This window comes from Nonomuraea sp. IBHARD001, from assembly GCF_056106265.1.
In genome coordinates this window covers 4,735,238-4,749,564 of sequence record NZ_JBWBBW010000002.1, presented here as the reverse complement: position 1 = coordinate 4,749,564, position 14,327 = coordinate 4,735,238, and the positions used below count along the sequence as shown (strand labels likewise).

Genomic DNA, 14,327 nt, shown 5'->3' with positions numbered 1-14,327 from the left:
GTGCCTGGCGGAATGGTGCGCTGTCCTCACACAGAGGAGGCGGCGTAGGCGATGCGCACACAGCCAGAGATCTTCACAGTCCTCCGGGACGCCGTCGAGGCCGCGACCTGGGCGCCTTCGATCGGCAACAGCCAGCCGTGGACGTTCGCCGTGCGAGGGGACGAGATCGCCCTGCGGGCCGATGCCGACAGGCGGTTGCGGCCGGTCGACGAGCAGGGCAGGCAGCAACTCGTCAGCTGTGGGGCCGCCCTGTACAACCTGCGGCTGGCACTGCTGGCGCAGGGCGTCGAGCCGGTCACGGCGGTGCTGCCGGACCCCGATCGGCCCGCGCTGGTGGCCACGGTCAGGGCGGGCCGGCCCGCCGAGCCCGGTGAGCACGTGCGCATGCTGCGCGGGCAGGTCGAGCGCCGCCGTACCCATCGTGCCGGGTTCACCGACCTGCCCGTGCCGGGCAAGCTGGTCGACGCGCTGGTGCGGGAGGCGGCGCAGGAGGGGGCCAGGCTCACGCCGGTGCGGGTCGAGCGCGCGGTGCGGGTGCTGGCCATGCTGACCGGTGTGGCCCAGGACGTGCGCTCGCACGAGAGGCCGCTCTCCCTTGAGGTGATCCGCTGGGCCCGTCCGACCGGCGCCTCCCGCCTGGACGCACGTCAGGGGGAGACGCCGTTCGCCCAGCGGAACGGACAGGGGTGGGGGAGCGACGCCGCCGGGACCGGCCTGGTGGCGATGCTCAGTACCCGTGCGGACACGCGTGCCGACTGGGTGGCGGCCGGTCAGGCGTTGCAGGCGGTGTTGCTGCACGCGTCGGCGTTCGGGGTGAGCGCGGCCTTTCACACGCAGGCGCTGGAGTCGTCGCATCTGCGGGCGTTCGTACGGGAGGAGTTGTGTTCGGGGGACCACCCGCAGATGATCATGCGTCTGGGGTCGGCCCCCGACCCTGCGACGGGTGTGCGCAGGGACCTGGGGGAGGTGCTGGAGGTGCGGGTCAGGGGGTTGGCCGAGCCTCCGGTGTGAGGACGACGAGCTGCCGGGTGGCCCTGGTCATCGCGACGTAGCGGTCGACCGCGCCCTCGACGCCCTCGCCGAACGACACGGGGTCGACGAGGACGACCAGGTCGAACTCCAGGCCCTTGGCCAGCTCGGGCGTGAGCGAGCGCACGCGGGGACCGGCGGGGAAGGCGGGATCGCCGATGACACAGGCGACGCCTTCGGGATGGGCGGCCAGCCAGGCGTCCAGGATGGCGGGCAGCTGTCCGGTGTGGCCGTGTTCGACGGGGATGCCGCTGCTGCGGATGGAGGTGGGCACGTTGGCGTCGGGGAGCACGGCCCTGATGACCGGCTCGGCCTGCGTCATGATCTCCTCGGGCGTGCGGTAGTTGATGGTGAGCGAGGCCAGGGTGACGCGGTCGAGGCCGATGCGTTCGAGGCGTTCGCGCCAGGTCTCGGTGAAGCCGTGCCTGGCCTGGGCGCGGTCGCCGACGATGGTGAAGCTGCGCGAGGGGCAGCGCAGCAGGAGCATCTGCCATTCGGCGTCGGTGAGCTCCTGCGCCTCGTCGACCACGACGTGTGCGAACGGCCCGGCGAGCTGGTCGGGTTCGGCGACGGCCAGGACGGACTCGTCGACGAGGGCGTCGCGCATGTCCTGGTTGTAGAACATCGTCACCAGGCCTTCGCCGTCGTCGTCGGCGGCGAGCAGGTTGTCCACGACGCCTGACATGCGCTCGCGTTCGGCGGCGATGACAGCGTCCTGGCGGCGTTTGCGCAGGGCCGCCTCCGGGTCGCCGAGTCGTTGCCGTGCGGCGTCGAGGAGCGGCAGGTCCGACACCGTCCAGGCCTGGGCGTCGGCGCGCTGCAGCAGCCGTACCTCCTCCGGGGTGAGCCAGGGGGCGCACAGGCGCAGGTAGGCGGGTACGGTCCACAGGTCGCCGACGAGGTCGGTGGGTTCGAGCAGGGGCCAGGCGCGGTTGAAGGCGGCGCGTAGCTCCCTGTTGCGCCGCAGGGATCGGCGCAGCAGGTCGTCGGGGGTCTCCTCGTTGCTCTGGTGCTTGTCGACCAGGATCGTGAGCAGTTCCTGCCAGATCTGCTCGCGGGCGTCGTTGTGCGGGGTGCCCGGGTCGGGCGCCTGGAAGGCCTCGGCCCAGTCGGCGGGGCTGAGCGGGATGTCGGACCAGTGGGTGGTGACCGTCATGCCCTGGGTGGGGGCGTTCTGGTAGAAGGTGACGGCCGGTTCGATGGCCTTGACCAGGTCGGCCGACGCCTTGAGCCGGGCGACGGCGGGATCGGCCTCGACGCCCGCCGCGGCGCCTTCGGCGACGAGGTCGCGCAGGGTGCAGGTCTGCACACCCTCTTCGCCGAGGCTGGGCAGGACGTCGGCGACGTAGGCGAGGTAGGGCTGGTGCGGTCCGACGAAGAGCACGCCGCCCCGGTGGTGGCCCAGGCGCGGGTCGGAGTAGAGCAGGTAGGCCGAGCGGTGCAGGGCGACGACGGTCTTGCCGGTGCCGGGCCCGCCGTCGACGACGAGCGCGCCGCGTGATCCGGCGCGGATGATGGCGTCCTGGTCGGCCTGGATGGTGCCGAGCACGTCGCGCATGCGTGCGGTGCGGTTGCCGCCGAGGCTGGCGATGAAGGCGGACTGGTCGTCGAGCGCGGCGTGGCCTTCGAAGCCGTCGTCGGTGAAGACCTCGTCCCAGTAGTCGTTGACGTGGCCGCGTGCCCAGCGGTACCTGCGGCGGCTGGCCAGGCCCATGGGGTTGGCGTGGGTGGCGCCGAAGAACGGTTCGGCGGCGGGGGAGCGCCAGTCGAGCAGGAGTCTGCGGCCGGTGCTGTCGGTGAGTCCGAGCCGTCCGACGTAGACGGGTGCGGCCGAGTCGGCGCCGACCATGCGTCCGAGGCAGAGGTCGAGGCCGAAGCGGCGCAGGGTACGCAGGCGTGCGGTGAGGCGGTGGATCTCCAGGTCGCGGTCGAGTGCGCGGCGTCCGGCTCCGCCGGGGTTCCTGCGTTCGGCGTCGAGGCGGGCCGTCAGGTCGGCGATCGACTCGCGCAGGCTCGCGGCGATCGCGGCGAAGTGCTGTTCGTCGTCGGCGATGAGCGCCGGTGCGGCCTTGGCGGCCAGGGCGTCCGGCAGGGCGAAGGCGCTGCTGGTCGATGTGTTCACGTGTGTACGGCTCCGATCTGGGGGTGGACGAGGCATGCGGCGGCCGGGCCCGCCCGTTCGGCCTATCGTTTCGCTGTGCTTCGCCCTAGTTCGGGGGCTTCGTTCCCGTGTTGCCGTCGTCCTGTCCGATTGTCGGCATCGGCACGTGTCGTTCCCCCGTTTTCGCAGGTTGTGGCCTCGGCCCACGATTGTGCGGCATCCCGGGGGTCTTGCCGCAAGCCCCCGGGTGCGCTATACGTTGAGAGTGGAGAGAGGTGAACACTCCCCTCTCCGTTCTTTCATGCGTGTTCTTCCGTGCGTGTTCTTCTGTGCGTGCGGGTTCACATCGTATTGACGATGAGGCCGATGTGGGTGAAGTAGTTCAGTGCGCCGAACAGCATGAACGCCAGGCCTGACAGTCCCCAGCACACGCCGACCACCTTGGCCAGGCCGCCGCTCGCCCGTCGCAGGACGAAGGGGAACAGCACGGCCCCCACGCCGACCAGGACATACAGGCCGGAGATGAAGGTGGCCTCCAGCATCGGCATGTCGGAGAACAGGCCCGAGATCGGCTCCTGCGGGGGTGCGGCGAACAGCGTGTAGGTCCATCCGGCGGCGGCGATGCCGAAGCAGGCGAGCCCGCAGGCGAAGACGAACAGCGAGATCGGCCCGGCGGTGCGCGCGACCAGGAGCGCCGGGTCGGGCGCGGCGGCGAGTACGGCCGCGCGCCGCCACAGGAACAGGGCGGCGGCCAGCATGAGCACACCGAAGGCGAGGGAGGGCTCGCCGAAGATGATGTTGTCGAAGGGGAAGCCCTGTCCGGCGAGCGGCCAGGTCAGCGTCATGTGCAGTCCGGTCGCCACGAGGATCGCGCCGAGTGCGCCGAAGGCCAGGGCCCAGCCTTCGAGGTGGTCGAGCGGCTCCTTGCGCATGATCTTGCGGCCGAGCGCCACGACGAGGATCAGTCCGACTCCGGCGGCGATCGCCATGATCGTGTTGTAGGTGGGCATCTTGGCCCAGTCGATTTTCAGCTCCGGATCCAAGGCCAAAAGTGTGCTCATGCTGGGATTATTACCCTGAGTTACGATATGTCACACTCAAGTGATGTTTGGCGCGGACGCCGCAGGGTGTCGCCGACGCGCACGACACCCTCGGTGACCTCGCCGCCGGTGAGCGGGACCTCGGGTCCGGCGGGGTCGAAGGGAGTGGCCGAGCTCATCGCGATTCCCCTCTTCCGCCTGTCCGGCCGTAGCGCTGCTCAGGGCGTGCCAGCGTGCTGGGAGTGGTTTGTGAGCGGGGGAGTGGAGGGTGAGGGGCGTTCAGACGACCCACACCCACCATACGGGGAGCACGAGCATGTCCTCACGTACGTTCACCGCGGTCGCGGCGCTGGCCCTGGCCGTGACCACTGCGGCGACTCCCGCTCTGGCCGCGCCCGGCCCGGTCGAGAGCTCGTTGCGCCGCCTGGCCCGCGACCTGGTCGAGGCGGGCGCGCCGGGCGTCCTCGTCAGGCTCGACGACGGCAGGGGGCGGCCGGTCGAGATCGCCGAGCAGGCCGCGTGGACCAGGAAGGAGCACAGGCTCAGGCCGGGCGACGAGTACCGTGCCGGATCCAGCACCAAGACCATGACGGCCGTGCTCGTCCTCCAACTGGTCGCCGAAGGCAGGCTGGCGCTGGGCGACACGGTGGAGCGATGGCTGCCGGGCAAGGTGCCGAACGGCGCCGCGATCACCCTGCGCATGCTGCTGAACCACACCAGCGGCCTGTACGACTACACCCAGGACCCGGCGATCGTGGCATCCCTGGTCGGGGCCGATCGGCGGCAGTGGAGCCAGGCCCAGCTCCTCGCCCTCGGCGTCAAGCACGACCCGCTGTTCGCCCCGGGCGCGAAATGGGGCTACAGCAACACCAACTACGCCGCGATCGGGGCCGTGCTGGAGAAGGTCACGGGATCGAGCCTGGCCGCACTGGTCAGGGACCGGATCGCCAGGCCGCTCGGGCTCGGGCACACCTACTACCCCTCGACCGGGGCGTGGCAGGGCTCCTACGCCCGGGGGTACGAACGCGACGCCGCGCACATGCCGCCGGGCGTGCCGGAGGAGTTCAGGCGGCTGGCGGGGCCGCGCGGGCACGGGCACGTGGACGTGTCGGGCAACGACCCCGGCTGGGGCGGCGCCGCGGGGGCGATCGTGTCGAGCACACGGGACTGGGCCGTCTTCCACCAGGCCCTGCTGTCGGGCCGCCTGCTGCCCGCCGCCCAGCTCGCGCAGATGCGCGCCACCGTGCCGGTCGACCCCGCACGTCCCCAGGGCCCGGCCTACGGGCTCGGCATCCAGACCGGTCCCACGCCGTGCGGCACGTTCTGGGGTCACGACGGCGGCATACCGGGCTATCTGACCACCAGCGTCGCCGACCGCACCGGCTCCCGTACGGCGAGCGTGGTCGTCACGACGGAGTACTGGGCCGAGTTCGGCGCCGAACCGAAGATCGCCGAAGCGGCCGAGGCGCTCCAGACGGCGGTGATCTGCGCGATGTTCGGCAAGCCGGTGCGCTGACCGGTGTCAGGCGTCGAGTGCCGCCCTCACCTGGGCCTCGGCCTCGGTCCTCGACATGGCCGCGCCCTCGGCGTGTGCCGCGGTGAAGGCGTCGGCGCCCAGCGCCTTCTCGGCGTAGCGCGCCGTGGTGTGGGCGTCCTCGTCGCCGGGGTCGCGGCGGCCGCGCAGGGCGTCGGCGACGCCGAGCAGCAGGGCCGCGCGGTAGGGCCGGTCGCGGTGCAGCTCGACGGCGGCCGAGGCGACGGCGATCGCGGCGGCGACCGGCGTGTGCCAGGTCAGCGCCGTGCGCACGGCCGGGTGGGCGAGCCTGGCCGCGGCCTCGGCCGGGCCGGTCTCGGCGAGGTCGAGGTGGGCCAGCACGCACAGCAGCAGGGCGCTCAGGTGCGGGGTCGTACGGCCCGCGGGGTCTTCGGCCAGGCCGTTCAGCGCGTGCTCGCGTGCGGCCCGAGGGTCTGCCGCCCGGTGTTCCAGCCGGGCCAGGCCGAGGCGTACCTGGGTCTGCGACTCGGCCGAACCGGCGCGGGCGAGCAGGTCGTGCAGTCGCCGCCTGGCGGAGTGCTCCTCGCCCGATGCCGCCTGGTGCAGGGCGGCGGCGACCTCGTTCTCCGTCGTGTGCTCGGGCATGCCGAGCTCCTCGAACAGGCGGCTCGCCCGTTCGGCCGACGCGGGCGCGCCGCCCGCACCGGATCGCAGCAGGGCCGCGTTCACCGTGCTCAGGGTGATCGCCAGCCCCCATCGCTCGCCGAGCTCCTCGAACGCCGCCAGCGCCCGCTCCAGCACCGGCACCGCCCGCTCGGCCTGACCGCTGTTCATGATCAGTACGCCTCGGACCAGCCATGCCTGGGCGGCGCCCCACGGGTCGCCGGGCTCGTCCATGGGGCCGTGCTCCCGGCCCTGGCCGACGGCGAGTGCCAGCCCGGCCATGCGCAGGAGCGGATGCGCGTCGGTCCCGGCCTGTTTCAGCGCCTCGGCGATCAGGGCGAACGCGGCACGCGCCTGTTCGGGCCCGTCGACGGTCTCGACGACGGCCAGTCCGTGCGCCGCCGCCACGAGCGCGCGGGCCCGGGGATCGGCGGGGCCGGGCGTCCGCAGGATCAGGCCCAGCAGGTCGAGCGACTCGGGCGGGTGGTCGCGCAGCAGCCAGTACCACGCCATCGCCGCGCCCAGCCGCGTCGCCAGGTCCGTCTCGCCCGAGGCGGCGGCCCAGCGGATCGCGGCCGACAGGTGGTCGCGTTCGGTCGTCAGCCTTGTCAGCCAGCGCAGCTGATCGGCGGTGCGCAGGTGGGGGTCGGCCCGCTCGGCCAGGCTCAGGAAGTACGCGGCATGCCGGGCGTGCGCCCGGTCGAGCTCGCCGCGTTCGGCCAGTCTGGCCAGGCCGTACTCCCTGATGGTCTCCAGCATGCGGTAGCGGGGTTCGGCGGGGTCGGGGCCGGGCGCCGGGTGCAGCAGGGACTTGTCGGCCAGGGCGGCCAGCGTCTCCCCGGCGTCGTCCGCGTCGCCGATCGCCCGCGCCGCGTCCTCGCCGAACGGGCCCGGCGCGACCGACAGGCGCTCCAGCAGGGCGCGCTCGTCGTGTTCCAGCAGGTCCCAGCTCCAGGCCACCACGGCGGCCAGCGTGCGATGGCGGGGCAGCGCCGTACGGCTGCCGCCGGTCAGCAGGGCGAACCTGTCGCCGAGCCTGGCCGCGACGGCCTCGACCGGCAGGGCGCGCAGCCTGGCCGCGGCCAGTTCGATCGCCAGCGGCAGGCCGTCGAGCCGTTCGCAGATCCGCACGACGGCCGTCAGGGCGCCGCCTTCGGCGGTGAAGCCCGGGTGCACGGCGGCGGCCCGGTCGCGGAACAGGCGTACCGCGGCGCACTGCCTGGCCTGCTCGTCGCTCGCGCCCGGCCCGGGGAGGCCGAGCGGCGTGACGTGATGCAGGTGCTCGCCGTCGACGCGCAACGCCTGCCTGCTGGTGGCCAGCACGCGCAGGCCCGGGCATCGGCCCAGCAGGGTGCCGGCGAGTACGGCTGCGGCCTCGACGAGGTGTTCGCAGTTGTCGAGCACGAGGACGACGTCGTCGTCGCCGAGCGTCTCGATCAGGCTGTCCAGGGGGTTCTCGCGTGGGGGAGCGGCCTGGCGGCGGGCGCGCAACGCCTGCAGCACCACGCGGGGCACGTCGTCGGGCGTCGCGGGGGCCAGGGCGGCCAGCCAGACGCCGCCCTGCGGGGTGAGGCGCTCGGCCACGGCCGCGGCCACCCTGGTCTTGCCCGCGCCGCCCGGCCCGACCAGGGTGACCAGCCGGGTGCGGGCGAGCAGGTCGCCGACCCGGCGCACGTCCTGCTCGCGGCCGACGAAGCTGGTCAGCGGGACGGGCAGGTTGCCGGTGCGGGCGCGTGGCGTCCCGCGCAGCACCTCCAGATGCGCCTGCCGCAGATGCGGCCCGGGATCGCTGCCGAAGGAGTCGGCCAGCCGCTCGCACACGACCTGGTAGGCGGCCAGCGCCTCGGCCCCACGCCCGGCCGCGGCGAGGGCGCGGATCAACTGGGCGTGCAGCCGTTCGCGCAGCGGGTGCGCCGAGGTCAGCGCCTCCAACTCGGCGACCGGATCGGCGTGCAGGGCCAGGTCGGCCTCGATCCGGTCCTCCAGTGCGGCCAGCCTGGCCCGCTCCAGCCGCTCGGCCTCCGCCTCGGCGAACGGCGCCTCCCGCACGTCGGCCAGCGCCGGACCCCGCCACAGTCCCAGCGCCTGCCGCAGCAGCACGGCGGCCTCGCCCGGCCGCTCCCGCGCCTGCCGCCCGGCCTTGGCCAGCCGTTCGAAGCGCAGGACGTCGACGGTGTCGGGCTCGACGGCCAGGGTGTACCCGGCCGGGCCGGAGGGGACCGGGGCGGCGTCGCCGAGGAGGCGTCGCAGGCGCGAGACCAGGGATTGCAGGGCGTGCAGGTGCTCGTCGGGGGAGCCGCCGGCCCACAACGCCTCGACCAGCGTGGCAGGCCGTACCGGACGGCCCGCGTCCAGGGCCAGCCTGGCCAGCAGGGCCCGCAGCCGGGCACCGCCCGGCTGTACGCCGTCGAGCCGCAGCGGCCCGAGCAGCCCGATCCGCACAACCGCCATGGCCAGCAGTGTGTCAGAGTCTTAGAAATCTACTTTGTAAAGGCGCTCCCCGCAATACAAGATCGCTCACAAACATCGAAGGACTGAAGACTCATCATCAAAAAGCGAGGCGCTGGCGCAGGAAGGCGAGGATGTCGGCGCGTGCGGTCTTCGCGTGCGGGACGACGCCCGGCATGCTGAGGAAGCCGTGGACCGCGCCCGGGTACTCGGTGAGCAGGGCGGGTGTGCCCTCCGCGCGCAGGCGTGCGGCGTAGGCGCGGCCCTGGTCGGCGAGCGGGTCGAGGGTGGGCACCAGGACGAGGGCCGGTGCGAGGTCGCCCAGGTCGTCGGCGTACAGGGGCGAGACGAGCCGGGCGTCGGCGCCTTCGGGTACGGCCAGGCGCTGGAAGAGGCGCATCTGGGTGGCGGTGAGGGTGGGGCTTTCGGCGTGCTCGGTGAAGGACGGGTGCTCGTCGAGGGTGGCGGTGAGGTCGGTGCAGGGATTGACGAGCACCTGGGCGACGACCGGCAGTCCGGCGTCACGAGCGCGGGCGGCGGAGAGCGCGGCGATGAGCGATCCGGCGCTCTCCCCGACGAGTGCGGTACGCGAGGGGTCGACGCCCCAGGGAGCCGGGTCGTCCAGGATGTGGGACAGGGTGTCCCAGCCGTCGGCGGCGGCGTCGGCCATGGAGGTGGTGGGGCCGAGCAGGCGGTGCTCGACGGACACGACGACGGCGGGCAGGCGTGCGGCGAGGTGACTGGTGATCCAGTCGCACTGTGCGGCGGTGCCGACGAAGCCGCCTCCGTGGATGTGCAGCAGGAGGGGCAGTGCGGCGCCTGTGGTGTGGGCCGGGCGGTGGACGCGCAGGGGGAGGTCGCGGCCGGGCAGGGTGATGTTCTGCCATCGGGCGGTGGCGCCGGGGTGTGGGCGGCCGGTGACGACGCGGGCGATGCGGGAGGCGCGTTTGCGGTTCTCGGCTGTGGCGTAGGCGTTGAGCTGGTCGGGGGTGAGGGTGTTCCAGTCGGGCTGGGCGCCGCTGAGGGCGTGCAGGATGCGGATGCCGAGGGGTGGGCGGTGTGCGGTGGTGGTCACGGGGGCTCCTGTGTGATCGTTTAGTTTCGCTACTAGAGGTATCGATACTGATCGTAGCGCAAGGCGATATCGTGTGGCCATGACCGCATCGGCTTCTTCCGCAAGACCGCTGGGCCGCCCGCGCGCGGGGCTCAATGACGTGGTGTTCGCCGCGACGCTGAGCACGGTGCACGAGCTCGGTTATGCGCGTGCGACCGTCGATCGGATCGCGGCGGCGGCGGGTGTGGCCAAGACGACGATCTATCGGCGCTGGCCGTCGAAGGGTGTGCTGATCGTGGAGTGCCTGCTGGAGGCGTTCGGGCCGGTGCCCGTGGGGTCGGCCGATCGGTCGGAGGTGGTGGCGGGTGCGGTGCGCTGGGTGGCGGCGAAGATCGGCGAGCCGGGTGTGGGTGACGCGTTCGCCGGTGTGTTCAGTGACGCGGTGAGTGATCCGGCGTTGCGGGTGGTGTTGTCGGAGCGTCTGCAGGATCCGTACCGGCTGGTGTTGCAGGAGGTGCTGGGTGAGCCGGAGCATCGGGTGTTGTTCTTCGTCGATGTGGTGGTGGGGACGTTGTTGCATCGGATGGGGATGACGGGTGGGCCGATGGTGGCGGGGGATGTGGAGGCGTTGGTGGAGTTGGTGGTGCCGCTGTTCGGGCAGGGCCGGGGCCAGGGGCTGGAGGCGGGGTAGGGGGATGCATATGTCGGCGATATGTGGCGCTGTTTAGGGTGCGGGGGATGCGTGTTCTGATCGTGGAGGACGAGCCGTTTCTGGCTGAGGCGATCCGGGACGGTCTGCGGCTGGAGGCGATCGCCGCGGATGTCGCGGGTGATGGTGATGCGGCGCTGGAGTTGCTGGGGGTGAACTCCTATGACCTGGCGGTGCTTGATCGTGATATTCCGGGGCCTTCGGGTGATGAGGTGGCGCGGTGGATCGTGGCGTCGGGGAGTGGTATGCCGATCTTGATGTTGACGGCCGCGGATCGGATCGACGACAAGGCGTCGGGGTTCGAGTTGGGTGCGGATGACTATCTGACGAAGCCGTTCGAGTTGCGGGAGTTGGTGATGCGGTTGCGGGCGCTTGATCGCAGGCGTGCGTATGTGCGTCCGCCGGTGAGTGAGATCGCGGGTCTTCGGTTGGATCCGTTTCGGCGGGAGGTTTTTCGTGATGGGCGTTATGTGGCGTTGACGCGGAAGCAGTTCGCGGTGCTCGAGGTGTTGGTGGGGGCGGCGGGTGGGGTGGTGAGTGCGGAGGAGTTGCTGGAGCGGGCGTGGGATGAGCATGCCGATCCGTTCACGAATGCGGTGCGGATCACGGTGTCGGCGTTGCGTAAGCGGTTGGGTGAGCCGTGGTTGATCGTGACGGTGCCCGGGGTGGGGTATCGGATCGACGGTGGCTCGTGAGCCGGCGGCCGGGGTTGAGTGTGCGGTTGAAGCTGACGTTGAGTTATGCGGGGTTCCTGCTGTTGGCGGGTGGGTTGTTGCTGGCTGTGGTGTGGGTGGTGTTGTTGCGTCATGTACCTGCGGGGACGTTCAGTTCGGGTGATGGGCTTGCGCCGAATCGCCGGGTGTTGTTGCGGGCTTTCGCGCCTGCGGTGGTGGGGTTGCTGGGGTTTTTGCTGGTGTTCGGGGTGGTGGGTGGGTGGTTTCTGGCGGGGCGGATGCTGGCGCCGTTGAGGCCGATCACGGAGGCGGCGCGGTTGGCGGCGGGTGGTTCGTTGTCGCATCGGATCCGGGTGGAGGGGCCTGGGGATGAGTTCCGTGAGTTGGCGGATGTGTTCGACGCGATGTTGGAGCAGTTGGAGTCGCATGTGGCGGAGCAGCGGAGGTTCGCGGCGAATGCGTCGCATGAGTTGCGTACTCCGTTGGCGATTTCGCGGACGTTGCTGGATGTGGCTCGTGGTGATCCTTCGGGGGATCGGGGTGAGTTGATCGAGCGGTTGCAGGTGGTGAATACGCGGGCGATTGATCTGACGGAGGCGTTGTTGCTGTTGAGCCGCGGTGATCGTGGGGGTTTTGAGCGTGTGCGGGTGGATTTGTCGTTGGTGGCGGAGGAGGCGGCGGAGATGTTGCTCGGTGTGGCCGAGCGGCGTGGGGTGGGGCTCGAGGTGGGGGGTGAGCGGGCGGTGACGGCGGGTTCGGCGGCGTTGTTGCTGCGGATGGTGGTGAACCTGGTGCAGAACGCCATCGTGCACAATGTGCCGTCGGGCGGGCGGGTGTGGGTGCACACCGAGGCGATGGGCGGCGCGTGTGTGGTGCGGGTGGAGAACACCGGGGGTGTGCTGGCGCCCGAGGTGGTGCCGACGCTGACGGAGCCGTTTCGTCGTGGGAGTGAGCGGGTGCGCACGGGTGAGCACGACGGTGTGGGGCTGGGGCTGGCGATCGTGCACAGTGTGGTGAGGGCGCATGACGGCGCGCTGGTGCTGGTGCCGCGCCGGGGTGGCGGGCTGGTGGTGACGGTGCGCCTTCCTGCGGCTCGGTGAGCATGCCGTACGGGTGGCCTTCGGGGAGGGAGTGTCATGGTGTCGTGGGCGCGCAGGGTGCGGGATGTGGTGTACGAGACGTTCGCGGCGCAGGGGCGGGCGCCGTCGGTGGCGGAGTTGGCGCGCAGGACGGGCGGGGGCGCCGAGGTGGTCCGGGAGGCGTTGCGGGAGCTGGCGGCGGCGCGTGCGGTGGTGCTGACGCCTGAGGGGGACGCGGTGCGGATGGCGCATCCGTTCTCGGCGGCGCCGATGGCGTTCGTGGTGACGCCGTTGGACGGGTTCGACGATCGGCGGTGGTGGGGTGGGTGCGGGTGGGATTCGTTCGGTGTCGCGGCTGCCGTGGGGGTGGATGTCCGGGTCGATACGGCGTGTCCGGGGTGTGGTGCGGCGATCGCGTTCGAGGCGGGGCGGGACAGGGCGCCCGCGCCGGGGCTGGTGGTGCGTTTTCCGTGTCCGGCCGCGCAGTGGTGGCGTGATGTGGTGGGCACGTGCACGCTGATCCGGGTGTTCTGCGAGCGTGGTCATGCCGAGCGGTGGGCGCAGGCGCGTGCGCCGGGTGAGGGGGTCGTGGTGGAGGCGGGTGTGGTGTGGCGGCTGTCGGGCCCGTGGTACGGCGATCGCCTGGATCCGGGTTTCGTGCCGCACAGCCGTGAGTTCAACCAGGGGCTGCTGGAGGAGTGTGGCCTGACGGGGGAGTTCTGGCGGTTGCCGTGAGGTCAGGCGGTGTGGCTGGGCAGGCCTGCGGCGTGGAGGGCCTCTTCGAGGCTGGGGTGCAGGCTGAGCAGGGAGGCGACGCCGGTCATCTCCAGCAGGCGCATGACGCGTTGGTGGGGTTCGACGAGGTGGAGGCGGCTTCCGGCCTGTTGCTGGCGTGTCTGGGCGCGGATGAGGCGGGCCAGGCCGGTGCTGTCGATGAAGGGGACGTCGTGCAGGTCGAGGACGAGGGGTTCGGCGGCGTGCGGGTGTGTGGTGTCGACGAAGGTGGTGAGGCCGGGTGCGTTGGTGGCGTCGATCTCGCCGCTGACGGTGATGACGTGGCGGCCGTCGACCCGGTGGGCGGTTGTCGACAGGGGTGTCACGGCTGCTCCTCTGCTCGGCGGTGGCAGCTGAGGCGGTTCACGTGTGTTCAGGTAATCACAGCAGGAGATTGCCGGAAAGGTTGTTCACCTTAAGGTAGGGAAAGGGTCACGGCGGAGGTTGAGGGGGTGGGGCGTTGTGCGGGATTTCGAGGAGCGTTCCTCGTGGACGTTCCTGACTCATCATGCGCGGGTGTTGCTGACGATCGCGCGGTCGCCTGATGCGCGGGTGCGTGAGATCGCGGCGGCGATCGGGATCACCGAGCGGGCTGTGCAGGGGATCATCGGTGATCTGCGGGAGGCCGGGTATGTGACGCGTGAGCGGGTGGGGCGGCGTAATCGGTACAGCATTCATCCGGAGCAGAATCTGCGTTATCGGACGGAGGCGAATCTGCCGGTGGGGCGGTTGATCGATCTGTTCACCGATCATGATGATCTGGGGCGGCGGCCGGGTTCGCCTTAGTACGACAACGACAGGTCGTAACTCGTGGTGTGCTGGCCCGTTGTGCTTGGCGTGTTAACACCCCCCGACCGCACCGAGCGCCGGATCGTCAACCTACGGGTCCTACGCCGGTGGGGACCGGCCCGCATTGGCTACCTGCTGGGCCTGCACCCCTCCACCGTCCATCGCGTCCTGTCCCGTTACCGGCTGGCCCGCCTGCGCCACCTAGATCGCGCCACCAGCTGTCCCATCCGCCGCTACGAACACCCGCGGCCCCGGACAAGGGCACACGCCCTGCACCGCCAGTGCCGCTGTCGAGGACGAGGAAGGTGTCTGAAGCGCGGACCGTTCGAATCGCAGTGACGTGAAGTGGCCGCCGGACGTCGGCGGTTGTCGGTGGGGCCGCCGGCGTGCGTGTCCGTCCCATCGCGCCCGGCGGAACGAAGCTGCGCAGGCGCCGTCTCGGCGCGAACGTTGAGTGATCGCGATTCTCGGA

The 14,327-nt window shown here is 71.4% G+C and carries 12 protein-coding genes and 1 pseudogene; 8 read left to right on the top strand and 5 right to left on the bottom strand.

Annotated elements, in window-relative coordinates; genetic code table 11:
• Window positions 1-51 precede the first annotated feature (51 nt).
• Window positions 52-1,011, top strand: a complete 960-nt coding sequence (locus tag ACTWNK_RS23850; RefSeq protein WP_474306691.1) for an Acg family FMN-binding oxidoreductase — start codon at window positions 52-54, stop codon at window positions 1,009-1,011.
• On the opposite strand, the gene helR is transcribed toward ACTWNK_RS23850, so the two are convergent.
• Together helR and ACTWNK_RS23840 are read right to left on the bottom strand one after the other, a co-directional pair.
• Window positions 983-3,151: an RNA polymerase recycling motor ATPase HelR gene (helR, locus tag ACTWNK_RS23845; protein WP_474306690.1), complete on the bottom strand. Its 2,169-nt coding sequence runs from the start codon at window positions 3,149-3,151 to the stop codon at window positions 983-985. The two genes, ACTWNK_RS23850 and helR, sit on opposite strands and share 29 nt — an antisense overlap.
• A gap of 320 nt (window positions 3,152-3,471) precedes the next feature.
• Window positions 3,472-4,191: a DUF981 family protein gene (locus ACTWNK_RS23840; protein ID WP_474306689.1), complete on the bottom strand. Its 720-nt coding sequence runs from the start codon at window positions 4,189-4,191 to the stop codon at window positions 3,472-3,474.
• Between the two features lie 295 nt (window positions 4,192-4,486).
• Between ACTWNK_RS23840 and ACTWNK_RS23835 the strand changes: the two genes are divergently transcribed.
• Entirely contained in the window at window positions 4,487-5,686 is a 1,200-nt protein-coding gene (locus ACTWNK_RS23835; protein WP_474306688.1) for a serine hydrolase domain-containing protein, read from the top strand.
• Window positions 5,687-5,692: 6 nt separating this feature from the next.
• Here the strand turns inward: ACTWNK_RS23835 and ACTWNK_RS23830 are convergent, their stop codons facing one another.
• Window positions 5,693-8,779, bottom strand: a complete 3,087-nt coding sequence (locus ACTWNK_RS23830) for an ATP-binding protein (protein ID WP_474306687.1) — start codon at window positions 8,777-8,779, stop codon at window positions 5,693-5,695.
• A 97-nt stretch (window positions 8,780-8,876) separates the two neighbouring features.
• Window positions 8,877-9,851 carry an alpha/beta hydrolase gene (locus ACTWNK_RS23825; protein WP_474306686.1) on the bottom strand — a complete coding sequence of 325 codons (975 nt, stop codon included), beginning with the start codon at window positions 9,849-9,851 and terminating at the stop codon, window positions 8,877-8,879.
• A gap of 79 nt (window positions 9,852-9,930) precedes the next feature.
• Here ACTWNK_RS23825 and ACTWNK_RS23820 point away from each other — a divergent pair, with 79 nt between their 5' ends.
• From ACTWNK_RS23820 to merB, 4 genes are read left to right on the top strand one after another with little or no spacing between them, the layout of a single operon-like run.
• A complete protein-coding gene (locus ACTWNK_RS23820; protein WP_474306685.1) occupies window positions 9,931-10,521 on the top strand; it encodes a TetR/AcrR family transcriptional regulator in 591 nt (196 codons plus the stop codon).
• 47 nt (window positions 10,522-10,568) lie between these two features.
• A complete protein-coding gene (locus ACTWNK_RS23815; protein ID WP_474306684.1) occupies window positions 10,569-11,234 on the top strand; it encodes a response regulator transcription factor in 666 nt (221 codons plus the stop codon).
• Between the two features lie 20 nt (window positions 11,235-11,254).
• A complete protein-coding gene (locus ACTWNK_RS23810; protein WP_474306683.1) occupies window positions 11,255-12,313 on the top strand; it encodes a sensor histidine kinase in 1,059 nt (352 codons plus the stop codon).
• Window positions 12,314-12,349: 36 nt separating this feature from the next.
• Window positions 12,350-13,027: an organomercurial lyase gene (gene merB / locus ACTWNK_RS23805; protein ID WP_474306682.1), complete on the top strand. Its 678-nt coding sequence runs from the start codon at window positions 12,350-12,352 to the stop codon at window positions 13,025-13,027.
• Window positions 13,028-13,029: 2 nt separating this feature from the next.
• Here merB and ACTWNK_RS23800 read toward each other — a convergent pair whose 3' ends face one another.
• Window positions 13,030-13,392, bottom strand: a complete 363-nt coding sequence (locus ACTWNK_RS23800) for an STAS domain-containing protein (RefSeq protein WP_474306681.1) — start codon at window positions 13,390-13,392, stop codon at window positions 13,030-13,032.
• Between the two features lie 136 nt (window positions 13,393-13,528).
• Between ACTWNK_RS23800 and ACTWNK_RS23795 the strand changes: the two genes are divergently transcribed.
• Both ACTWNK_RS23795 and ACTWNK_RS23790 read left to right on the top strand, forming a co-directional pair.
• Window positions 13,529-13,852, top strand: a complete 324-nt coding sequence (locus tag ACTWNK_RS23795) for a helix-turn-helix transcriptional regulator (protein ID WP_474306680.1) — start codon at window positions 13,529-13,531, stop codon at window positions 13,850-13,852.
• A gap of 63 nt (window positions 13,853-13,915) precedes the next feature.
• Window positions 13,916-14,104 (top strand): annotated as a pseudogene (locus ACTWNK_RS23790) (IS481 family transposase); the annotation flags it as partial.
• Window positions 14,105-14,327: the final 223 nt, after the last annotated feature.